Source organism: Hymenobacter sp. YIM 151500-1 (genome assembly GCF_025979885.1).
Classification (GTDB): domain Bacteria; phylum Bacteroidota; class Bacteroidia; order Cytophagales; family Hymenobacteraceae; genus Hymenobacter.
In genome coordinates this window covers 2,696,368-2,717,816 of the sequence record NZ_CP110139.1, presented here as the reverse complement: position 1 = coordinate 2,717,816, position 21,449 = coordinate 2,696,368, and the positions used below count along the sequence as shown (strand labels likewise).

23 protein-coding genes are annotated in these 21,449 nt (G+C 62.9%); 9 read left to right on the top strand and 14 right to left on the bottom strand.

What is annotated here, in order from left to right; translation table 11 throughout:
- Positions 1-366 precede the first annotated feature (366 nt).
- Positions 367-1,470, top strand: a complete 1,104-nt coding sequence (locus OIS53_RS11325) for a glycerophosphodiester phosphodiesterase (protein ID WP_264678684.1) — start codon at positions 367-369, stop codon at positions 1,468-1,470.
- Between the two features lie 237 nt (positions 1,471-1,707).
- On the opposite strand, the gene OIS53_RS11320 is transcribed toward OIS53_RS11325, so the two are convergent.
- From OIS53_RS11320 to OIS53_RS11295, 6 genes are all read right to left on the bottom strand, one after another.
- The gene (locus OIS53_RS11320) at positions 1,708-2,118 is read right to left on the bottom strand and encodes a hypothetical protein (RefSeq protein WP_264678683.1); all 411 of its coding nucleotides are present in this window, start codon (positions 2,116-2,118) and stop codon (positions 1,708-1,710) included.
- Positions 2,119-2,661 carry an ImmA/IrrE family metallo-endopeptidase gene (locus tag OIS53_RS11315; RefSeq protein WP_264678682.1) on the bottom strand — a complete coding sequence of 181 codons (543 nt, stop codon included), beginning with the start codon at positions 2,659-2,661 and terminating at the stop codon, positions 2,119-2,121.
- Positions 2,662-2,943: 282 nt separating this feature from the next.
- Positions 2,944-3,636: a hypothetical protein gene (locus OIS53_RS11310; RefSeq protein WP_264678681.1), complete on the bottom strand. Its 693-nt coding sequence runs from the start codon at positions 3,634-3,636 to the stop codon at positions 2,944-2,946.
- On the bottom strand, positions 3,636-4,409 hold the full coding sequence (locus OIS53_RS11305; RefSeq protein ID WP_264678680.1) for an LVIVD repeat-containing protein: 774 nt from the start codon (positions 4,407-4,409) through the stop codon (positions 3,636-3,638). Before OIS53_RS11305 ends, OIS53_RS11310 begins: the two co-directional genes overlap by 1 nt.
- A gap of 15 nt (positions 4,410-4,424) precedes the next feature.
- Positions 4,425-4,937 carry an LVIVD repeat-containing protein gene (locus OIS53_RS11300; RefSeq protein ID WP_264678679.1) on the bottom strand — a complete coding sequence of 171 codons (513 nt, stop codon included), beginning with the start codon at positions 4,935-4,937 and terminating at the stop codon, positions 4,425-4,427.
- Positions 4,938-5,148: 211 nt separating this feature from the next.
- The gene (locus tag OIS53_RS11295) at positions 5,149-5,544 is read right to left on the bottom strand and encodes an NUDIX hydrolase (protein ID WP_264678678.1); all 396 of its coding nucleotides are present in this window, start codon (positions 5,542-5,544) and stop codon (positions 5,149-5,151) included.
- A gap of 294 nt (positions 5,545-5,838) precedes the next feature.
- Here OIS53_RS11295 and OIS53_RS11290 point away from each other — a divergent pair, with 294 nt between their 5' ends.
- The 4 genes from OIS53_RS11290 (at position 5,839) to OIS53_RS11275 (ending at position 9,350) form a co-directional block, all read left to right on the top strand.
- Complete coding sequence (locus tag OIS53_RS11290) at positions 5,839-6,567, top strand: DUF72 domain-containing protein (protein ID WP_264678677.1); 729 nt, start codon at positions 5,839-5,841, stop codon at positions 6,565-6,567.
- Positions 6,568-6,851: 284 nt separating this feature from the next.
- Positions 6,852-7,808 (top strand): hypothetical protein, encoded by a 957-nt coding sequence (locus tag OIS53_RS11285; RefSeq protein WP_264678676.1) that lies wholly within the window; start codon positions 6,852-6,854, stop codon positions 7,806-7,808.
- Positions 7,809-7,896: 88 nt separating this feature from the next.
- Positions 7,897-9,066: an extracellular catalytic domain type 1 short-chain-length polyhydroxyalkanoate depolymerase gene (locus OIS53_RS11280; RefSeq protein ID WP_264678675.1), complete on the top strand. Its 1,170-nt coding sequence runs from the start codon at positions 7,897-7,899 to the stop codon at positions 9,064-9,066.
- Between the two features lie 110 nt (positions 9,067-9,176).
- On the top strand, positions 9,177-9,350 hold the full coding sequence (locus tag OIS53_RS11275) for a hypothetical protein (RefSeq protein WP_264678674.1): 174 nt from the start codon (positions 9,177-9,179) through the stop codon (positions 9,348-9,350).
- An 84-nt stretch (positions 9,351-9,434) separates the two neighbouring features.
- On the opposite strand, the gene OIS53_RS11270 is transcribed toward OIS53_RS11275, so the two are convergent.
- The 6 genes from OIS53_RS11270 to OIS53_RS11245 all read right to left on the bottom strand — a co-directional run bounded on the left by OIS53_RS11270 (position 9,435) and on the right by OIS53_RS11245 (position 16,383).
- Entirely contained in the window at positions 9,435-9,722 is a 288-nt protein-coding gene (locus OIS53_RS11270) for a YMGG-like glycine zipper-containing protein (RefSeq protein ID WP_264678673.1), read from the bottom strand.
- A gap of 210 nt (positions 9,723-9,932) precedes the next feature.
- Positions 9,933-12,377, bottom strand: a complete 2,445-nt coding sequence (locus tag OIS53_RS11265) for a S9 family peptidase (RefSeq protein WP_264678672.1) — start codon at positions 12,375-12,377, stop codon at positions 9,933-9,935.
- Positions 12,378-12,531: 154 nt separating this feature from the next.
- The gene (locus tag OIS53_RS11260; protein ID WP_264678671.1) at positions 12,532-13,242 is read right to left on the bottom strand and encodes a pirin family protein; all 711 of its coding nucleotides are present in this window, start codon (positions 13,240-13,242) and stop codon (positions 12,532-12,534) included.
- Positions 13,243-13,245: 3 nt separating this feature from the next.
- The gene (locus OIS53_RS11255) at positions 13,246-13,824 is read right to left on the bottom strand and encodes a nitroreductase family protein (protein WP_264678670.1); all 579 of its coding nucleotides are present in this window, start codon (positions 13,822-13,824) and stop codon (positions 13,246-13,248) included.
- A 165-nt stretch (positions 13,825-13,989) separates the two neighbouring features.
- Positions 13,990-14,703, bottom strand: a complete 714-nt coding sequence (locus OIS53_RS11250) for a pirin family protein (protein ID WP_264678669.1) — start codon at positions 14,701-14,703, stop codon at positions 13,990-13,992.
- A 354-nt stretch (positions 14,704-15,057) separates the two neighbouring features.
- On the bottom strand, positions 15,058-16,383 hold the full coding sequence (locus tag OIS53_RS11245) for a serine hydrolase (RefSeq protein WP_264678668.1): 1,326 nt from the start codon (positions 16,381-16,383) through the stop codon (positions 15,058-15,060).
- Positions 16,384-16,449: 66 nt separating this feature from the next.
- Here OIS53_RS11245 and OIS53_RS11240 point away from each other — a divergent pair, with 66 nt between their 5' ends.
- Positions 16,450-17,370, top strand: a complete 921-nt coding sequence (locus tag OIS53_RS11240) for a glutamate--tRNA ligase family protein (RefSeq protein ID WP_264678667.1) — start codon at positions 16,450-16,452, stop codon at positions 17,368-17,370.
- A gap of 74 nt (positions 17,371-17,444) precedes the next feature.
- On the opposite strand, the gene nfi is transcribed toward OIS53_RS11240, so the two are convergent.
- Positions 17,445-18,131, bottom strand: a complete 687-nt coding sequence (gene nfi / locus OIS53_RS11235; protein ID WP_264678666.1) for a deoxyribonuclease V — start codon at positions 18,129-18,131, stop codon at positions 17,445-17,447.
- Between the two features lie 118 nt (positions 18,132-18,249).
- Here nfi and OIS53_RS11230 point away from each other — a divergent pair, with 118 nt between their 5' ends.
- From OIS53_RS11230 to OIS53_RS11220, 3 genes are all read left to right on the top strand, one after another.
- Positions 18,250-18,876: a DUF1990 domain-containing protein gene (locus OIS53_RS11230; RefSeq protein ID WP_264678665.1), complete on the top strand. Its 627-nt coding sequence runs from the start codon at positions 18,250-18,252 to the stop codon at positions 18,874-18,876.
- Entirely contained in the window at positions 18,869-19,597 is a 729-nt protein-coding gene (locus tag OIS53_RS11225) for a DUF1990 domain-containing protein (protein WP_264678664.1), read from the top strand. Before OIS53_RS11230 ends, OIS53_RS11225 begins: the two co-directional genes overlap by 8 nt.
- 171 nt (positions 19,598-19,768) lie before the next feature.
- Complete coding sequence (locus OIS53_RS11220) at positions 19,769-20,809, top strand: NAD(P)-dependent alcohol dehydrogenase (protein WP_264678663.1); 1,041 nt, start codon at positions 19,769-19,771, stop codon at positions 20,807-20,809.
- Positions 20,810-20,900: 91 nt separating this feature from the next.
- Here OIS53_RS11220 and OIS53_RS11215 read toward each other — a convergent pair whose 3' ends face one another.
- Complete coding sequence (locus OIS53_RS11215; protein WP_264678662.1) at positions 20,901-21,392, bottom strand: hypothetical protein; 492 nt, start codon at positions 21,390-21,392, stop codon at positions 20,901-20,903.
- Between the last annotated feature and the right edge of the window lie 57 nt (positions 21,393-21,449).

Below are 21,449 nucleotides of genomic sequence, written 5' to 3'. Positions count from 1 at the left end.
TTCAAGCCGGTTGGAGTAAGTTCTACTGGTTTCTTACGTGCCATATACTTCAGCGTGAGGTGACAGGTTGGTAACGAAGATACAATCTGAGGAGTTCGGGACAATGCTCTAGGCCTTCTGTTGCTACGCGTTTCTCTCTCCACCACCCTTCCTACTCCTTGGCCTATCAATCACCTGGCGGGCTTGGGTGAGGCGCTGGTGGAAGTCGGGGGCGGAGCGGGCGTATTTGCGGAGGCTGGGGTCGGAGCGAGCGTGATAAGCTGGGCAAGTAGGAGTTTGCAAGCGTTGCAATTTCATAACCCAACGGCAATTTGGAAGTGATATTGGCCGGCCACTTTTGCCGCGTTCCTATTCACTTTCTGCGCTATGAAACGAAACCTACTCTTTACGGCCGCTTTACTGCTGGGCCTGGGGGCCTGCAACGATTCCGACGACAACAATGCCTCGCCGAAATACCGCACGCTCAGCGGGCAGGCGCCGCTGGTGATTGGGCACCGCAGGGCTTCGGGGCTGCGGCCCGAGCACACGCTGGAGGCGTACACGCTGGCCATCGAGCAAGGGGCCGACTTTGTGGAGCCCGACTTGGTGCTGACCCAGGACGGGGTGCTGGTGTGCCGGCACGAGCCCATGCTGTCGGGCACGACCAACGTGGCCAGCCTGCCGCAGTTTGCCGACCGCAAAACCACCAAGCTGGTAGACGGCGTGGCCTACACCGACTGGTTTGCCAGTGACTTCACGTTGGCTGAAATCAAGACGCTGCGGGCCGTGCAGCCGCGGGCCAGCCGCCCCCAGGAGTACAACGGACAGTTTCTGATTCCGACGTTTCAGGAACTGGTGGCGCTGGTGAAGCAGCAAAGCGCGGCCAGGGGACGCACCATTGGGGTGTACCCCGAAACCAAGCACCCCACGTTTCATGAGCGGGACCTGAAGCTGCCCCTGACTGACCGGCTTCTGGCTGCTCTCGATCAGGCCGGCTGGAACAGCAAAGACGCGCCAGTGTATGTGCAGTCATTCGAGACAGCCAACCTGCGCTACATCCACAGCAAGTCCACGGTGAAGCTGGTGCAGCTGCTCGACGCCGACGACGTGGACGCCACCGGCAAGCTGGTGATGAAAGCCCCGTACGCCCAGCCTTACGACTTTGTGGTGGCCGGCGACCCGCGCACGTTCTACGACCTCACCACCGACGCCGGCTTGGACTTCGTAAAAACGTACGCCGTTGGCATCGGGCCCTGGAAACCCTACATTCAGCCCTATACGCCCACGACCAAGCTGCCCGCCACCGACCTCATCGAACGGGCCCACAAAAAGGGCCTAGTGGTGCACGCCTACACCTTCCGCAACGAGCCCAGCACGCTGCTGCCTGCTTACCAGGGCGACCCGAAAGCCGAGTACAAAAACTTCTACGACCTGGGCATTGACGGCGTATTCACGGACTTTCCCGGCACGGCCATCGAGGCCCGGCCATAAAGGAAATCGGCATAGCGCCTGCCCATTGCATCTACCAGTAAGCCTATGTTCTATTTTTAGTGCAAGCGGCTACACTTATTGGAGAACGTCAGCAGGTATGTATAATCATACATTCGAAGGAAAAGCCTATGACGGCAGAGGTAGCCGGTCAGCGAATGGACTTTTGTATTCTGGGTAAAAACCAGCAGCGCCAGGTAAACACCTGGCGCTGCTGGTTCAAGTGCACAAAGCACACAACTACAATTCCTTGATGAGCTGCAAAAACTCGTTGCCAATCTGCGGAAACAGATAGCGCAGTACGATGAGAACCATGGCCACTACTTCGGCAAACACGGCCAGCACGAAGATTTTGGACAAGTCGGCATCGACGCGGAGCACGCCGAAGCCGATGAGGAAATAACAGGTGTTGACGAGCAACAATTGAAAGGCGAGGGCACCTAAGATGTACCAGGCCACTTTTTGGCGCAGTTGGCGCTCGGCTTCATTCTGAAGTTTCCAGGCAGTAACAAGGGTTTGAAGTTTATAGCTTTGGTCGCGGGCCCGGGTCACGCGCTCAAAGGATTCCAATTCTCCCGGCCCTACGGGAGGGCCCACGGCTTCTACTTGGTCGCGCAGTTCCGGGGGAATGGCATTCAGCAGGTCTTGCATTTAGCGTAAGCCTAATTCTGCAATGCGGTAGCCCATGGCTTGTTCAGATACACCAAACCGCCAGGCTAGGTAGTCGATATCAGGGTTTTGCGCAAATTCCCGGCGAATAAGCGGCTCGGGCATCAGCAAGGCCGCGGCAAAGCGGTTGGCTTCAGTTTCCTGCTTGCGGTGGGCCTGGGGAACAGAATCTTGAAATTGTTCGCGGAATAGATTGATGGTATCGTCGACAAACGCGCCGTCCTCCTGGTCGGTGAGGTGAAGAAAGTGGTGCCCGAGTTCGTGGGCAATGGTGAAACGCTTGCGGCTATCGGGGTCGGTTTGCTTGACGAGAATAACCGTTTCGGGGCCGCGCTTCGAAATCATGCCCGACAGATTGTTATTAGAAAACTCCGCCGTGTGCACTTTAATTCCCGCGGCGTTGGCCAAACTCACCGGGTCAATGGGCAAGCTTGACGTATTAACTAGTTGCAGAGCTTCTTGGGCGCGGGTTTCGATTTCTTTGCGCGTAAGCATTTCAACTTCTTGGAGTGAGGTAGTGGCCATCAGGTGTGTGCGTAAGGGGGAGTGGGGCAGTGCAATGCGGAATGAGAGCAGTACAATGAAGGCACTAACGCGTGCCAGCGGCAGTCAGTTCTAGCGGATCTTACTGGAAGATAATAGCCTATAAACAATACTGCTAGTAATTTGTGTACGCTCTTGCCAAGCTGTTTAAAATACCAGCCGCCGGCCCCACCTGTACCCAAGGGTTCAGGGGAACCGGCGGCGCAAACAGGCACCAGCAAAGGCGGCTGTGGTCGGGCGCGGGAAGAGCTGGAAGGACTATGGCTAGCCGCGCGGTATCCAGCCGAGCCGCACGCTCACAGGCAAGAACACGCCCTCATGCCCGTAGTCGTTAAGGCTGGAGTTGTAACGGCCGGTGGGCGGAGCGGTGGTGCGGCTGTGCACGGCGCGCCACCCCAGCCCCACGCCCAGGTCCAGCACTAGCGGCAGGCGTTGCAGCCGGAGTTGGCGGCCAAACACGACCACGGCTCCAAAGCGCCGAATGGATTCCGTTTGCGGGCCCAGGCGGTACTCGTAGTAGAGCAGGCCGTTGGGGGCAGTGTACTGCTGCCAGCTGCGGGCCTGAAACCCGACATCGAAGTACTGGTAGTGCGGACCGTAGGCCAGGTAGGAGCCTTCGAGCGGCCCGGAACGGGGATTCAGATAGATGCGGTGAAGCACCTCCAGGCCGTAGCCGCGCACCCGGTCGCCGTCCGGGGCGGGGCTGAGCTTGGAGGTATACTCTGTGAGGCGGCCCCGGTACCACTGCGGCGTCAGGTTGAGGGAGTGGCGGGAACTGCCCAGGGCTTTTTCGGCCGTGAGGTGGTAGCCCTTGGCCAGCAGGGGCGTAAAATTAGCCTTGAAGGCCCAGGTGGCCGGCACCGGCGTGGCGTCAGGAGGCGTCTGCTGGGCGGCAACCGGGCCGCCGAGCAACAGAACCAGGCCCGGCGCCAGGCCAAGAAGCAGGGTGCGGCGCATCAGGGCGTGGGCGTAATGGGTAGCCGGCTCAGGGGCGTAAGCTGGCCGCCTTGGTAGCGGTACTGGTAGAGCCCGCCGGGCCCTGTGCCGAGCAGTAGGCCACGGTGCGGAATGACGTCGGCCAGCGTGACGGAGAAGGTCTGGCGCAGCGTGAGCTGGGGTGTGGCGCCGGCATCAAATACTTTGAGCTGGTTGTTGTCGCACACGAATAGCAGGTTGCTGTCGATGCCCAGGCCCAGCGGGCGCTCCATGGCGTAGGTGCGGGCCAGGCGCGGGGCGCGCAGATTGGTGAGGTCTATGACTTGCAACTGATTGGGTCCCCCGCCGCAGGTGCGGCCGGCGCGCAGGGTTACGTAGGCATACTGGTCGTCCACCACCACCGGGTCGCAGCTCACCACGTGCTGGTAGAAGGCCAGTTGCTGGGGGGCGGCCGGCGTGCTGGCATCGAAGATGTACATGCCCCGCTGCGTACCCAGAAACAGGTAGGGCGGGCGTGGGTAGATGGTTTCCACGCCAAACGTCAGTGGCACCACGGCCCCGCGTGCCGGGGCCGTGGGGTCGGTTAGGCTGAACACCCGCAGGCTGCTGTTGTCTACCACGTAAAGCGTGTTGTCGAGCACGGTGAAGCGGGCTAGGGAGCCGCCTTTGCCATCGGCCGCGGCCTCAGCACTGGCCGGACTGGCATCGTTAGTAGAGCAGGAGGCCAGGGCAGTCAGCAGGGCAAGCAGCATCAGCCCGCGGGCCCAGGAGAGAAGCGTAGCAGTATAAGTCATGGGAATGGGCGGGGGTTATAGTTTGCGCCAGCCCACCACTACAGCGTCGGCGGGGCGGTTTTGCGGTTGATACTCAGCTTCCAGGGGGCCAAACTCGGGCATGGGCAGCTCGGGCACGGCATCACGGACGCGGTGCAGCAGGCGGGCCTGGCGCGGGTCGCTTACGTCGAACGTGAGCAGGTCGGGGCCGCTGTCGGCGTAAAGCAGGTTGCCTTTCATGGCCAGGTCCACGTTGCCGGGAATGCGCACAAAGGCAACCGGCTTGGGGTGGGCAGGGTCGTGGTTATCAATGATGTGCACTCCCTCGTACCGCTCATTCACTAGCACGTAGGACCCGCGCAGGTAGATTTTGCCGGTGTTGTGCAGGGCTTGCGGGGGCAGCGCGGCCACGGCCTGCTCCAGCTGGGCACGGGCCATGAGCAAAGGCCGATACTGGGGCTGGAGTAGGGGCTCGGGGCCAGTCATGGGGCAGGCGCTCAGGCCCAGCAATAAGCCGCCGCCCAGCAGCCAGGAGTACAGATGACGCATAAGTAGATAGGTGAAAAGATGAGAAGACGATACGCTGCTAGGAGGAGCCAGCGCGCCGCGGCGCCGTTGCATGTACACCAAATTTTTTTGGCGGGCCAAGGGCGTGTAAACAGTCAGCAGAAAAGCCCGCTTGCTGAGCCTTGTGCAGCCTGCGAATCAATGCCATAGGCTGCTGAGTGAAAAGCTGCCTGTCCACCGCCACGATACCGTGCTACTCAGCCAGCTGGCCTTGCTTCCGAAGCCAGTCGAAAATGAGCTGGTCGACGGCCGACACCAGGGGGCGGTGCTGGTAGGTGAGCCACACGACTTCCTCGATTTCGGCGGCGGGCTGAAGGTGGCCGGTGTAACGGGCGGCGTAGCAGGTCATCTGCACGAGTACTCCGGCCGGGTGGCCGTGGGCCGGGGCCGTGAAGGTGCCCACGTGCACGAGGCTGTCGGCGTCGAGCGTTACGGTCAGCTCCTCACGGATTTCGCGCACCAGGGTTTGGGCGTCGGTTTCGCCGGCTTCGCGCTTGCCGCCGGGCAGGTAATACCGGTCTTTGCCGCGGCTGCGGGTGCTGAGCACGCGGCCTTCGTGCAGATGTAGCCAGGCTATTTTGTCTATCATGGGTGAGAGGTGAGAGGTGAGAGGTGAGAGGTGAGAGGTGAGAGGTGAGAGGTGAGAGGTGAGAGGTGAGAGGTGAGAGGTGAGAGGTGAGAGGTGAGAGGTGAGAGGTGAGAGGTGAGAGGTGAGAGGTGAGAGGTGAGAGGTGAGAGGTGAGAAGATAAATCGGTAAAAATAGGGCGTTGGTGAAGAGCTAGGCGGGAGTTGCGGGGGCAACTTCGCGCTGCGCTTGGGGGTATAGCGCCTTGGCTTGGGCGGGTCCGCGTGGGGCGGGCCGGTGCCGGGGCCGTACCACGTATGCAGCAGACTCCGGCGTATCATATTGGCTGCTCGGGCTACCACTACCGGCACTGGCGGGGCCGCTTCTACCCCGAAAAGCTACCCGTGCGGCGCTGGTTCGAGTTTTACAGCCAGCACTTCGACACCCTGGAGCTGAACGTGACCTTTTACCGGTTTCCGCAGCAAGCCATGCTCGACAACTGGTACCAGGCCAGCCGGCCGGGCTTTGTGTTTGCCGTGAAGGCGCCCCGCCTCATTACCCACTACAATCAGTTCAACCAGGTGGGCGGGCTGCTCACCGATTTTTATGACATTGTACAGGCGGGCTTGCAGGAAAAGCTGGGGCCGGTGCTGTTTCAGCTGCCGCCCCGCGCCGCCTACACCCCCGAGCGGCTGGCCCGCATCCTGGAGTACCTGAACCCGGCCTTTCAGAACGTGCTGGAATTTCGGCACCCGAGCTGGTGGCAGCCAGCCGTGTACGAGGCCCTGGCCGGGCGCGGCGTAAGCTTCTGCGGGCAGAGCCACCCCGCCTTGCCCGATGCCGTGGTAGCCACGGCGCCCCTGCTCTACTACCGCCTGCACGGCGTGCCCAACCTGTACCAGTCGCCCTACGACGAGGAGTTTCTGGCCCGGCTGACTGCCGAAACCCGCGCGGCCGGCGCCGCCCAGGCCTTCGTGTACTTCAACAACGACATCGACGCCTCAGCCATCGGCAACGCCCGCCGCTTGCAGGAGTTGGTGGGCTGAATCAGGGTTTGTACGAGAAGTGCGGTAGCGGCGCCTGCTGGTTGCAACGGGTGGTCGTGGAAATTTATGCTGCCGTTGCGGGGCCTGGTCCAATCCACGCCGCCCCCCTCGGCCCGCAGCGCCCCACGCGCTGGCGCGGCGCCGGTAGCTGGCCCTCCAGCAGTAGCCCACCATGCACCAGACCCAGCCCGACGAGCAAATGGATAGAAGAGCCGCACGAGGATAACACCGTACCGCGCCCACTACTTTTGGCTGTAAAGAGCTTTTTCTCCGAAGACTACTTTATGCGCATTCACTTTCTGCCTCTGCTAGGCCTGGTCCTGGCCTGCTCTCCGCAGCAACCAGCTGAGAAACCTACGCCCGCAACCCGCCCGGCAAACTCGCCGGCCCCAACTGCCCCGGCCCCAACTGCTGCATCGGGCACAGATGCCAACCTGGTGGCCGCGTATCAGCAGTACGTAAACACGCTGCCGGTCGCCTCCACGGCCTCGTTGGGGCAGGCGCAGCGACGGTTTCTGACTCACTTTCGGGGAGCTAGCCCGGCCTCCGCCGATGCCGGCTTGGTGCCGCTGCTGGCATTACATGAGCGGGTAGTTGAGCAGCTCAATCAGCAGTTGGAGAAGAACGAGAAACTCCAGCGGGAGTATGAGGCGCTGCTGGAGCTGCCGGAGCAAGGCCAGGTGAGAAACATTTCCCCGGCCTTGCAGGCACGGCAAGCGGAGCTGAGCCGGTACGGCTTGCTTGTGCGCCAGCCCGAAGGCATGACCACCATTGAAGGCAACTTTGCCGTGGTGGCCCGGCCGCTCACGCAGTTGCTCTCAGCCGGGGCGCGAACCTACTTGCAGTTGGTTGATGAGGAAGCGCGGCAGGTGGTCTTTTCGGATGCGGCGCTGCTGATTCCGCCCCAGGAGCTGGCCCGCCGCACGGTGCAGTGGGAAAAGCTGCTGAGCAACTACCCCGCGCTGCCTTTCCGCGAGCAAGTCGGCAATGTCGTGCAGTTCTACCGGGAAGTGCTGTTTGCCGGCATCGACAACACCCCCGCATTTACTTACGACACCGAAACGCTGGAACCCGCGTTTCAGCAAGCTTACGTCTACCTCAGCACCCAGCATCCCGCTACTACGACCGGCCAGCTGGCTACCGAGTACTGGGACCTGCTGCAAGCCAACCACCTGCGCCGCACCCCGGCCGTGGAAACATGGCTGCGGCAAAAGCGGCGGCTGCCACCAACGGGAGAGTAGCAGGTATTCTGGGTGGCTTTATTAACCCAAAAGCAGCGAATGAGTTATTGCATAGACTGAGCTTCACTTCACCGACCTTTTTCACGCTATGAAACAACTTCTTTTCTGTGTACTGCTCGTGTTGCTGCCAGTGCTGATCCGGGCGCAAACCACCGTGCAAGGCACCATCCGGCACGGCGGGGTGGCGCGCGAGTACCGCCTCTACGTGCCCCGCGCCTACACCGGCAGCCGTGCCGTGCCCCTGCTGTTCAACCTGCACGGCTACGGCTCCAGCAACCAAGAGCAGGAGCTGTACGGCGACTTCCGGCCCATTGCCGATACGGCCAACTTCCTGGTAGTGCACCCCAATGGCACTCGCGACGCCCTCGGCAACCGGCACTGGAACGTGTTTCTGGCGCCCGGCTCCGGCGGGCCCGACGACGTCAGCTTCCTATCGGCCCTGCTTGACTCGCTGCGCCTGCGCTACCAGATTGACCCGGACCGGGTGTACAGCACTGGCATGAGCAACGGCGGCTTTATGAGCTACGAGCTGGCCTGCCAGCTCAGCAACCGCGTGGCAGCCATTGCCTCCGTCACGGGCAGCATGGTGCAGAGTCGCCTGGCGGCCTGCGCGCCCCCGCGGCCGGTGCCCGTGCTGCACATCCACGGCACCGCCGATGCCACTGTGCCCTACACCGGCAATGCCCTATTTGTGCCCGTGCCCGACCTGCTCGTGGCCTGGGCCCGGCGCAACGGCGCCAGCCTCACGCCCACCATCACCCAAGTCCCCAATAGCAACACCACCGACGGCAGCACCGCCGAGCGGCAGGTGTTTGGTGGGGGCCGCAACGGCAGCGTTGTGGAGCACTACCGCATCATCGGGGGCGGGCACACTTGGCCGGATGCCCCGGTTGCCATCGGCGTCACGAACCGCGACATCAACGCCAGCCGCGAAATCTGGCGGTTTCTGCGGCCCTACCGCCTGAGCCGGCTCTCGGTGGTTACCACGTCTGGAACCGAGACGAAGGAAACCGCGCTGCTCGTATATCCTAACCCGACCACGGGCCGCCTCACCGTGCAGCTGGGCACCCAGGGCGGCCAGGTGGCTCCCGCCGCCGTGCACATTACCGATGCCGCCGGCCGCTCCGTGCGCGCCGCCGTGCGCCAGCTAGGTAGCGGCGCCGTCGAGGTGCAAACCACCGGCTGGGCGCCGGGCGTGTACTGGCTGCGGGCTGAAGTAGCTGGCCAGCCTCAGTATCGCCGCATTTTAAAGCAATAATCACAGATTGTGCAGATTAAGCTGATTGCACAGATTCTAGTTCTAAGCAATCGGAAGACTGTTATGCTCCATCTGATGTCCGCTTGGCGAAGCATCCTGTGTGCTGATGTTTGAGGCTACCTGTCCTGCTTCATCTGGCGTCCGCGCAGCCGAAGCATCTCTACCGCTGGCTAATTGATTACTATTACAACGAAGCGGGAGAGATGCTTCGGCTGCGCGGACGCCAGATGAAGCAGGACGGGCTGGCGACGGTTTCGGACAGCTTTAAAACGAAAAAGCCCTGAACCGCATGGTTCAGGGCTTTTCTGTGAAGTAAGCAAGAGAAGAAAGGTCTTACCTCGACCTTCTCATATCTCACTTCTACAACCTTAGTCTTTGCGGGTATACTGGTCGTAGCGGGCCCGGTCTTTCTTCTTGTCTTTTTTGCGGCCGATGATACCCCCGGCGGCGGCTCCGGCTACGGTACCGATTACGGCACCTTTACCGCCGCCCACCACGGCACCCGTTACGGCCCCTGCCCCGCCACCAATGGCGGCGCCTTTGGCCTTCCGGCTCCAGGGCTTGCGCGGACGTTCCTGCGCAGCAGCTTCTGAGGTCAGTACAGTGCTTTCTACTACAAACAGGGCCGAAAGCATGGCCGCATATATCTTGAACATTTTCATGACGCTTGCCTTTAGGAAAGAAAAATGGTACTGCGCCTTCTTACGCAGACCAAAAAATCAGGGTTATAGTAGCCTGTAAAACAAGCTTCAGCTTGCTCCCGTCCGCATCCTCTGCAACATCTTCTCCACGCCTAGGTCAGGCACAAAAAACAGCCCCGAACAAAAGTCCGGGGCTGTGACGAAAAACGAGCAGCGAAAAACGAATTACTTGGCCTCAGCTTTGGCGTTGTCGGCAGGGGCGGAGGCGGCTTTCTTCACGTAGGTGTCCAGCCAGGTGTTCATCTCCCAGAGCATGTGCATAATGGACTCGCGGGCCGCGTAGCCGTGGCTCTCAGCGGGCAGCACCACGTAGCGCACCGTGGCGCCGTGGCCTTTCAGGGCGTTGTAGAACCGCTCACTCTGGATGGGAAAAGTGCCGGAGTTGTTGTCGGCCTCGCCGTGGATGAGCAGCAGGGGCGTCTTGATTTTGTCGGCGTAGTTGAACGGCGACATAGTGTTGTACACCTCCGGGGCCTGCCAGTAGGTGCGCTCCTCGCCCTGGAAGCCAAACGGCGTGAGCGTGCGGTTGTAGGCGCCGCTGCGGGCAATGCCAGCCCGGAACAAATTGGTGTGGGCCAGCAGGTTGGCCGTCATGAAGGCACCATAGCTGTGGCCCATCACGGCCACCCGGCTGGGGTCGACGACGCCCAGGCGCTTGCCTTCCTCAATAGCAGCCTTGGCCGAAGCCGTGAGCTGCTGCACGTAGGTGTCGTTGGGCTCTTTCTTGCCCTCGCCCACAATCGGGATGCTGGTGCCTTGCAGCACGGCGTAGCCCTGCGTTACCCAGAACACCGGCGAGCCCCACGACAAGCGCGTAAACGTGTAGGGCGAGCCTTTCACCTGGCCGGCTTCTTTCTTGTCTTTAAACTCCACCGGATACGCCTCCAGCAAGGTGGGCAGCGGGCCGTCCTCCTTTTTGTAGTTGGGCGGCAGGTAGAGGTTGGCCGTCAGCTCCACGCCATCATTGCGCTTGTACTTGAGCACCTGCTTTTGCAGGTTGCCGATGCTGGCGTAGGGGTTCGTGAACTTGGTGAGAGGCGTAAGCTTGAGGCTGGGCGCGTCGCGCAGGAAATAGTTGGGCACCTCCTGCGCCGACTCGCGGCGGGTTACGAAGATGCGCTTGCCGGCGTCCAGAATGGTAACGGGCACTTCGTAGTAGGGCGCCTCGCTGCGCCACCAGCGCTGGCCTTTCTTGGTGCGCACGTTCAGCTCGTCCACAAACGGTCGGTCGCCCTCCGGCGAAGCACCGGCCCCGATCAGGTACACCACGTCGCCGGCGCCATCGGTGGCCAGCACGTAGCGGCCCAGGGCGTTGCGCTGCATAAAGGGCGTGCCGGGGTCGGTGTAGGTGTCCTGGGAGGAGCGCTCAAACAAGGGCGTGAGCGAGGTTTTGGTGGCCAAATCCAGGGTCCACATGGTTTCGCGGCGGTCGGCCCAGCGGTAGCCTTCCACCAGCGCCAGCTTGTCGGTAGCCCACCGGATGCTGCGGAAGCGCAGGGGCAGGGCCGCCAGCTCCTGGGGCTGCCCTTCAAAAGGCGCCGGCAAAGCAAAGATTTTGTCGCGCACGGCGGCTTCCGTTTTGGGGTCGCCGCCGTCCTGGGCCTCCACCCAGTACAGGGTGTTGGGGGCATCTTCGCGCCAGCCGTGGTAGCGCGGGCCGGTGGGCACGGCGTCGAAGCTGGTGGGCACGTTGTCGGCCAGGGGCAGGTCGGCCACCTCTTTCACCACCAGCCCTTCCAGGTTCAGCACCTCCACCCGCTGCGGGAAGCTGCTCACGGGCAGGGTGTAGGAGTAGGGGCGGTGGCGGCGGCGCACCAGCACGTACTTGCCGCTGGGCGAGGGCGAAGCCTGCTGAATCAGGCCGGGCTGGCCCAGCGGAGCCATGCGCCCGTCGAGGCCCACTTTCACAATCTGCGTCAGGCCGTAGTAGTCGAACAGCCGCTCGTCGGTGGGGTTTTTCAGCAGGTCCTGGTAGGTGCGGGCGGCGGCGGTGCGGCCCACGTTTTCCTGGATAATGGGCCCCGTGGGCGGCAGCAGCGTATTGGGCGCTTCGCCCCGGCCGCCCACCACGGCGCGGGCAATGATGGTCTTACTGTCAGAAAGCCACTCGTAGGGCGTGCCGAAAATGGCATTCAGAAACAGATTGGGCACCAGCCGGGCCGAGGCCGACGCCACGTCCACCAGCCACAGCTCCACGTGGTTTTTGGTGGTATGGGTGAAGGCAATTTTGGTGTTGTCCGGCGACCATTGCACGTCGCTAATCAACGGCTTGCCGGGCAAGCCCTGAATCAGTAGCTCCTTGCCCTCGGGCAGGCGGCGCAGGCGCAGGGAGGTGGCGTAGCTGGTGCGGCTGGGCCCGTTGGTGCGCGGGTTGATGCGCAGGCCCGCCAGGCGCAGCTCGGGCTGGCTCACTTCCGCAATGGAAGGCATGTCCTGCACATCCATAAGCAGCATCCACTGGCCGTTGGAGGCAAAGCTGACGCGGGGCGTAGGCGGGGCATCGGCCAGGGCGACAATGGCTCGGGGCGGCGTCTGGTAGGGAAGCTCCTGCGCGGCAGCCGAGCCTACTACCCCCAAGCACAGCGCCAGGGTGAGTCGAAGTATTTTCATAGAACAGGGTTAACCAACATGGGTAGCTACAAAGGACGGTACATTCCCGCAGAAATTCTAGAGGACGCGCAACCAATCAAGCAGTTGCGTCGTTTGCGCGCGGCGCGAAACAAGCCCGCCCGGCCCCCAAAGGAGCCGGGCGGACCCGTGGCCGTTAGTGGTTGATGGGAGCTTCAATCAGCAGAAACTGCACTTCGGTAGAGCAGTCGATGTGCACCGTGGCCGTTTCCCACAGCCCCAGACTGTCGCGCCGGGCCAGGGTTTCGCCGTTCACGCGCAGCTCGCCTTCCAGCCCAAACACCCACACGCACTTGTTGAGCGGGTTCAGAGTATACTCCACCGTCTGGCCTGCCTCAAAGTAGCCCAGGCTGAGCCGGGCGTTCTGGTTGATCCAGCAGTGAGCCGTGCCTTCCTCGTTGCTCACGATGGTGGTGAGGCGGTTGCGGCGCTGCTCGCGCGGAAAGTGACGGCGCTGGTAGCGGGGGCCGATGTTCTGAAGCTTGGGCTCAATCCAGATTTGCAGGAAGTTCACCTCATCGTCGCCGATGTTGTGCTCCTCGTGGCGCAGGCCGCTGCCGGCACTCATAATCTGCACCCAGTCGGGGCCCACCTCCTCACTGTAGCCCAGCGTGTCCTTGTGGTTCATGCGCCCGGCCAGCATCACCGAAATGATTTCCATGTTGCTGTGGGCGTGCAGGCCGAAGCCGCGGCCGGGCTGTACAAAATCGTCGTTGAACACGCGCAGCAGCCCAAACCCCGACCGTTCCGGGTTGGCGTAGGGCCCGAAGCTTAGAGAGAAGTGGCTTTGCAGCCAGCCGGCGTCTTTCAGCCCCCGGTCGGCGGCGCGGATAATGCGGGACGGCATGGCTTAGGCAGGTAAGTGTTGGTGAAAGGCGAAGTCGGTGAGAGACTTTCGCTGGCGCGCGGCCTTTTCGCGGCTCAGGAAGGGCTCTTCCAGCTGCTCGGCCTCGCCGAGGTAGCCCAGGGCAATAAACACCACGGGCTGCAAGGTGGCGGGCAGCTGAAAGGCTTCGCGGGTTCTGGCCACGTCGAAGCCGCCCATAAAGTGGGCGTGCAGGCTCAGGGCCGTGGCTTCCAGCAGCAGGTTGCCGTTGGCCAGGCCTAGGTCGTGCAGGGCGGCGCCGTTATGGTTGCCGTTGTCGTAGTGGGTTTTGGCCAGGGCCAGCACCAGCACGGGGGCGTGGCGGGCCCAGGGCTGGTTGCCGGGCAGCAGGCAGTCTACCATCTTCTGGAATGCTTCTCCATCGGTGCGGTGGGCGTAGATGTAGCGCCAGGGCTGCTCGTTCATGGCGCTGGCCGCCCACGAAGCGGCTTCAAACAGCTGGTTCAGGGTGTCGGGCGTCACGGGCTGGTTAGCAAAGGCGCGGGGGCTCCAGCGCTGGCGAATCAGCTCGTGCACAGGGTAGGAAGTGGTGGCGTGTTTCATATGGGTGGAAAGCCGGCTGGCTCGGGCGTAACTGGCGCGGACAGGCAGAGCAACTGGCAGTGCAAAACGAAAGGTGGTGAAAGATGTCCCACCATGGGACACAAAGTCGGCAGACAGTGGGTTTTAGACGATGAAAGGCCGCCTACAGCCCGAATGGTTTCTAGCTTACAGGCTCATAGGCACTTCCATCAGCAGCAGGCGGGTATCGGAAGTGGCCTGTACCGGGAAGGATGCGGCGTCCCAGATGCCCAGCCCGTCGCGGCGGTGCAGGGCTTGGCCGGCCACGGCAGCGTCGCCCTCCAGTACAAACACGTAGACGCCGTTGCCCGATTTTTTCAGGGTGTATTCGGCTGTAAAGCCGGCGTCGAAATCGGCCAGGTGAAACCAGGCATCCTGGTGAATCCACACGCCGGCATCGTCGGGGCTGGGCGACAAAACCTGCTGAAACTGGTTGTGGCGGTCTTCGGCCCGGAAGCTCTGCTGGTCGTAGCGGGGCGGCACGTTGCGCTGGTTCGGAAACACCCAGATCTGCAAGAACTTGACTTCCTCACTGCGGCTGTGGTTTTTCTCGCTGTGGGCAATGCCCGTGCCGGCACTCATCACCTGCACGTCGCCGGGCCGGATAACGCCGTGGTTGCCGGTGTTGTCGCGGTGCTCCAGGGTCCCCGCCAGCGGAATGCTGATGATTTCCATGTTGTCGTGCGGGTGGGTGCCGAAGCCCATGCCGCCGGCCACGGTATCATCGTTCAGCACGCGCAGCACCCCGAAATGGATCCGGTTGGGGTTGTGGTAGCCTGCGAAGCTGAACGTGTGGTAGGAGTTGAGCCAGCCGTGGTTGGCGTGGCCGCGGGAGCTGGCCGTGTGCAGAGTCGTGTTCATGAGAAAAGCATACTAATTGTGCTATTGTATGTATGTACATATGTTATGGTAAAATTGTTCACAAATACTTCCTATTGCGGAGCCCCCTTCAGCCCCGTAGAGGCGGCCTGTCGGTAAACACAACGCCCATCCCGTCCACCAAGCCCCAGCGGGGCAACACCGGCCATCTACGGACACTGAGTGTCGCCCCACTGGGGTTTTCGTGTTTCTCTAGCTCCGGTTTGCTACCGATATGCCGCCCCTCCGGGGTTGAGGGGGCTCCGCGGCCTGGGTGCGCCTTGCTGCGGTATGCGGGCTGTGCTATTTTACTACTATTAAAAACCGTTCTGGCGACCGGGCGCGTGCAGCGCGCCCCTACCGTAGCAGGCGGCGCGAGGCCAGCACCTGGCCGTCCGATGTCAGCCATTGCACGGCGTACCAGCCGGCCGGTAGGGCGGCCACTGAAAACCGGGTTGGTTCGGAGGAACCGGCGGATACCGTAAGCCGCTCCCGCCCTAGCACGTCCAGCACGCGCAGGCGGGTGGCCCCCGGCACCACCGAGCCGGTAACAACTTCAGCCGCCGGATTAGGATAGAGCCGGGCGGCGGCACGGGTGGCGCCTGGTGCCGCGGCAAGCGTGCGGCACTGCATGGCCGCCGTGAGGTAGCGCCACAGCTCCGTATCAAACGAAGACGCGGCCAGCCGGGGGCTGTCGGCTGACTTGCCCTGGCGCACCACTACCAGTCCCCGGCTGGGCACCACGTAGATTTTCTGGTCGTTCTTGCCCAGCGCGGCCACCATGTCGGCGGGGGCGGTGGGCACGAGAGGGCCACTGAACACGGCTTGCTGAGGGCCCGGCAGCAGGTAGGACGCTTGGCCGTTGAGCCACCAAAGGTAGCCGTAGCTACGGTTGAAGGCCTGGGAGGGCCGGGTCATGCGGCGCAGGTAGGCCGTGTCGGGCAGGACGGCCGTGCCGTTCCAGGTGCCGCGGGCCAGCATCAGCAGCCCAAACCGGGCCATGTCGCGGGCCCGGCTGTAGTACACTTCCTGCACCCACCGTCCGCTCATACCAATGCGGGAGGCCAGCTTTTGATTGGTGTACTGGTTGAGCGTAAGGCCGCTGGCGCGGGTCAGGGCGGTTTGGAGCTGGCGGTAGGCGCCGGTGTGGTAGGCCCAGCGCGTGCCGGCGAGGCTGTGGTACAGCAGGCAGGCCACCGTGCTGCTTTCGTTGTCGCAGGGCGCAGGCGGCGTGTCGTCGAGGCCCGAGGTCATGGCGAGCAGGTGGCGCAGGGTAATCTGCCGCTCCTGCGCGGCCGGCGCCCCCGACCAGCCCCGGCCCAGCCAGCGGCTTACGCTGTCCTGCTCCCGCAGCAGGCCCTCGTGCTGGGCCTGGCCCACCAGCGCCGCCGTCAGGGCCTTGCCCGCCGAGGCCCAGTACCACACCGAGTCCTCCGTGAACGTGCCGTAGTACCGCTCCACTACCAGCCGTCCATCCTTCAGCACCACAAACGCCTTGGTGCCCTTGCGGCCCAGAAAGCTGAGCAGGGAATCGAGCTGGGGCTGGCACCACCCCAGGCTCTGCGGCGGCGTGGTGGCCCAGGTGCCAGGTGGATTTGGTGGGAAGTACAGGCTTTGCTGGGCATAGCCGGCCGGGCCGGAAAGCAGCAATACCACTAGAAGCAGACGGAACAGGTGTTTCATGGGAAGCTAAGGATAGTGAATAATCTATAGACGCCCTAAGGGGCTGCTGGTTTACTGGCAAGGCCCGTGTACATTTCCGCAATGTTTGCTTTGCCCGTTTCCGGAGTGCCCGTTGTTTCGCGCCTGGCGCCTACGCCCAGCGGCTTTCTGCACCTGGGCAACGCCGTCAACTTTACGCTCACCTGGCTGCTCACGCGCCGGGCCGGCGGCACCCTGCACCTGCGCATCGACGACCTGGACCGAGCCCGGTTCCGCCCCGCCTACCTCGACAACATCTTCCGCACCCTCGAGTGGCTGGGCCTCGACTACGACTACGGCCCCAGCGGCCCCGATGACTTCGAGCGAAATTTCTCCCAGCGCCACCGCTTAAGCGAGTACGAAAGCGTCCTGCAAGCCGCCCGCCACGCTCACCCTGGCTTGTTCTATGCCTGCCGCTGCTCCCGCACCGAGCTGGCTCGCCTGGCGGTGCCCGCCGGCCACTACCCCGGCACGTGCCGGCCCCTGGTTTTGTCCCTGGATACGCCTGAAGTGGCCTGGCGGGCCCATGTGCCGGCCCCCACACTCGTCACCTTCCCCGACCTGGCCCAAGGCTCCGTGCAGCTCGACCTGGCCCTGGAAATGAGCGACTTTGTAGTGCGCAAAAAGGACGGCACGGCTGCCTACCAGGTAGCCTCCGTGCTGGACGATGTACGCCTGGGTGTCACGCTCATCGTGCGTGGGCTGGACTTACTGGCCAGCACAGCGGCCCAGCTGTGGCTGACCGATGGGCTGCCCGGTGCCGCCAACTTCGGCCGCACGCAGTTTCTGCACCACGGCCTGCTGCTAGATGTGCACGGCCAAAAACTATCCAAGTCCACCCAAACCGGCCAGCAGCGCGGCATCCTGGCCGAAGCCACCTCGCCCCGCGTCGTGTACCGGGCTGTAGCTCGGCTGCTCGGTCTGCCCGAGCAAGCGGGTGAATCGTTGGATAGTTTGTTAGGGACTTAGGGACTTGGGGACTTAGGATCTTAGATGTAGTTCTGCTGTCATCTAAGACCCTAAGCCCCCAAATCCCTAAGTCCCTATCTTAACTCCTTCTTAAACTCCTCGGCCCAGTGGTCGGCGAGGCGGGTGGGCTCGGGAAGCTTGTAGCCGCGCAGGCAGGCCAGGGTGAGGCGGGTGGCGGTGGCTTGGTCGCAGCGGTGGCCGGGGCTGACGAATAGGGGCTGCACCTTGTCTTTGGACCTGATGACCTCACCCAGCAGCTCGCCGCTGCGGTCCAGGAGCGGGGAAGTGCTGCCCCGCTGGGGGCCGGGCTCCTGGTATTCGCCGGTGAGCTTCTGCTTGGCTACGCCGAAAGTGGGCTTATCCAGCAGCACGCCCAAGTGGGCCGCAATGCCCATGCGGCGCGGGTGAGCAATGCCGTGCCCGTCCACCATAATCACGTCGGGCTGCTGCTGGAGCTTTTGGTAGGCCAGCAGCACGTTGGGCGCCTCCCGGAACGAGAGCAGCCCCGGAATGTAGGGCAGCGTCACGGTGCTGGTGTGGTACACCTTTTCCACCACATCCAGGGACGGAAAGCGCAGCAGCACAAACACCGACAAAATCGTGTCGGGAGTTGGGAAAGACGAGTCGCAGCCGGCAATGAGGCGGGGCTCCTGGAGCAGGGGCTCTAGCCGCACGCGGGTGCGCATGTCGTGTTGCTGCTGGGTCAGGTCGCGGACCAGGGCGGGGTCGGCGGGCGGGCCGGGTGGGCGGTAGTAGGCCATAAGGCGGTAGGGGAGGAGGCGAAGAGTAGCTGGTGATGCCGAGCTTGGTGCTGTGAGCCTCATACGCAGAAACTGCTGGCCCCGCCGAGGCCAGCGGCGTCAACCCCGGCCCGGCGGGTTGCGTTATGCTGCTGAGGCCGGGGCCACTCCCGGCTCGTACACGCCCTGTTCCATGCCCGACAAAGCCGAACAACCCGCCCACAGCGGCAGCGGGCCGCTGTTTGAGCGGCGCTACTGGATTGATGTGCAGCACCCGCGCCAGTCGGTCCCGGAGCTGCTGGAGCACATCAAATGCAACCTGCCTGACTTCTCCCCCGACCTGCTGGCCGACTTCGAGAAGGCCAAAGGGGAGCCGCACACCCTGCGCAAGGGCGACGAGTTCCGCATCAAGATTCTGGGCCCCTGGAACGGCGACGTGCGCGTATCGGAAATCGGCGCCGACTACTTCGAGCTGGTGACGCTGGAAAGCCACCCCGAGGCAGGCCGCATCCGGTTTTCGCTGCGGCCCCATGCCACGCTGCCCGACACGGTGCGCTTCCAGATTCACTCCTGGGCCCGCTCCCGCGACGGGCTGGTGGCCTTTACCTACGACACGCTGGGCCTGGGCAAGCGTATTCAGCAGCAAACCTGGGAGGCCTTCTGCCTGCGCGTGGCCGACCACAGCCGGGGCCTGTTGCTGGGCCCGGTGCACGTCGAAACCGTGAAGCAGAGCAGCGTCGAAACTCACATGGAGCACAATGCCTGAGCCACACGACCTGCTGGCGCGGCACCGGGCTCGCCTCGACGCCTACCGCGACGCCGGCTACAACTTCGACCTGACCCGCACCCACGAGTACACGGCCGCCAACGGCTGGAACGTGGACGACTACGAAACCGAGCTACCCACCGAGGCGCCCGGACCGCCCGCGCCGCAAGGCTCCTGGGCTGCCGCGCGGGAGGTACTGCGCCGCTACACCTTTCCGCCGCCCGACCTCATTACCGGCATCTTCCTGCCCGACCAGCCCCTGGAGCAGCGCGTCATGGTGCTGCGGGGGCAGTTTTTGTTTTTTACCTTCTGGTTTGGGGTGCGCATCGGGGGTGTCACGGACGAGCGGCGGACCCTGCCCGACGGCAGCGGCGAGGAGCAGGTGTGGGGCTATAACTACCGCACCCTGGAAGGTCATTTTGAGCGGGGGCAGATTGATTTCACCGTGCACAAGCATCTGGCTACGGGCCGGGTCCTGTTCCGCATCCACGCCTTTTCGCAAACCGGCCGCATCCGCAACCCCTTCTACTGGCTGGGCTTTCGGCTGTTTGGCCGCATGTTGCAGAAGCGGTTTTCACGCGAGTCGATGCGGCGCCTGCGGGAGCAGGTGGCGGAAATGCTGCGCCAAGGCTGGACCGTGCCCCCGGCCGCTGAAGCACCGCCCGTGCAGGCCGCGGCCCACAACGAAGCGGCCCAGCAGCAGCTCGACAAGTTGCCGTAAGGCTTGCTTCATGCTGCTCAGGCGCCCAGCTACGCGGTAAGCTCGGCCAAACAAACGCCTGAGCATTTCGTTTGGAGGCTCAGTTCTGCCCCGCCTCTTACTAACCAGCCAAACCACCAGCCAAACAGCCGGGCGCGTGCGACGCGCCCCTACTTTACAACCACTACCCTCATGATAGAAACCAAAGCTTACGCAGCCCCGGCTGCCCATGCTCCTCTAGCTCCTTTCGACTTCCAGCGTCGCGACGTTGGCCCGCACGATGTGCGCATCGAAATCCTGTTCTGCGGTGTGTGCCACTCCGATGTGCACCAAGTCCGCGACGAATGGGGCGGCTCCATCTTCCCTATGGTGCCCGGCCACGAGATTGTGGGCCGCGTGACGGAGGTGGGTGCCCACGTGCAGAACTTCAAGCCCGGCGACCTGGCCGGCGTGGGCTGCATGGTCGATTCTTGCCAGAGCTGCCCCGAGTGCGCCGAGGGCCTGGAGCAGTACTGCGACAATGGCTTTGTGGGCACCTATAACGCCCGCGAAAAGGATGGCACGCCCACGTACGGCGGCTACTCCAAGCAGATTGTCGTAACCGAGAAGTTTGTGCTGCGCGTGTCCGAAAAGCTCGACCTGGCCCGCGTGGCGCCCCTGCTGTGCGCCGGCATCACCACCTGGTCGCCGCTGCGGCAGTGGAACGCTAAGGCCGGCGACCGGGTGGCCGTCATGGGCCTGGGCGGACTGGGCCACATGGCCGTGAAGTTTGCCGCCGCCATGGGCTGCGAAGTCACCGTGCTCAGCACCTCTCCCGGCAAGGAAGCCGATGCCCGCGCCCTGGGAGCTCATAAGTTTGTGGTGACCAAAGACGAGGCTGCTATGCGCGAAGTGCGCAGTTACTTCGACCTCATCATCAACACCGTATCGGCGCCCATGGACCTGACGCCCTACATTGGCACTCTGCGTCTCGACGGCACCATGGTGCTGCTGGGCGTGCCGCCCGAAGCGCCGCAGCTCCACGCCTTCAACCTCATTGCCAAGCGCCGCCGCATTGCCGGCTCCCTCATCGGCGGCATTCAGGAAACCCAGGAAATGCTGGATTTCTGCGCCGAGCACAACGTGATGAGCGACGTCGAGGTGATTCGCATGGACTACATCAACGAAGCCTACGAGCGGATGATTAAGTCCGACGTGAAGTACCGCTTCGTGATTGATCTGGCAACACTGTAAATTAGAAAGTTAAAAAGTTGAGGAGTTAGAAAGTGAGGTTGAGTACCTCTTCACTTTCTAACTCCTCAACTTTTTAACTTTCTAACTACCGCTACTCTTTCTCCACCGGGTACCGGAAGGTGCCTTCCAGGGTGAGGCGCCGGCCGCCGCGGCCCGATTCGCAGACCTGGCACCGGTAGGTGCCCATGAGCCAATGCCGAGCCGCGTTTACGCCCGTGATGGTAACCGAGCCGGAGTTATTGGAGCAGGACTTGGAGTAGGCGGCCGTGGTGCCGTAACGGTAGGAAGCGTCACGGTTGCGGCCACTCAGAATCTCCTGGAAGCTGTAGGTGCCGGTTTGGATGGGAAACCGGTCGATGATGATGGTAAGCCCTTCGCCATCGGGGTCATCGGCCCGCACAATGTTGAGGCGCAGCGTACGGTTGTTGTCCAGAAAGAAGCGGGAGCTGGTAGTGTCAGTAGCGACGGGCTGGCCGTTGATGCGCAGCGTAAGCAGCCGGGCTGAGGATGACTCCTGACCCACAGCTTCCGACGCAACCGCCAGCAGGAGCAGAAGAAACAAGAGTGGAACAAGGTGTTTCATGGGCGGCAGCACGGCAATAATCAGCCCAGAAGCCATACCGCAGATAAAACGGATATT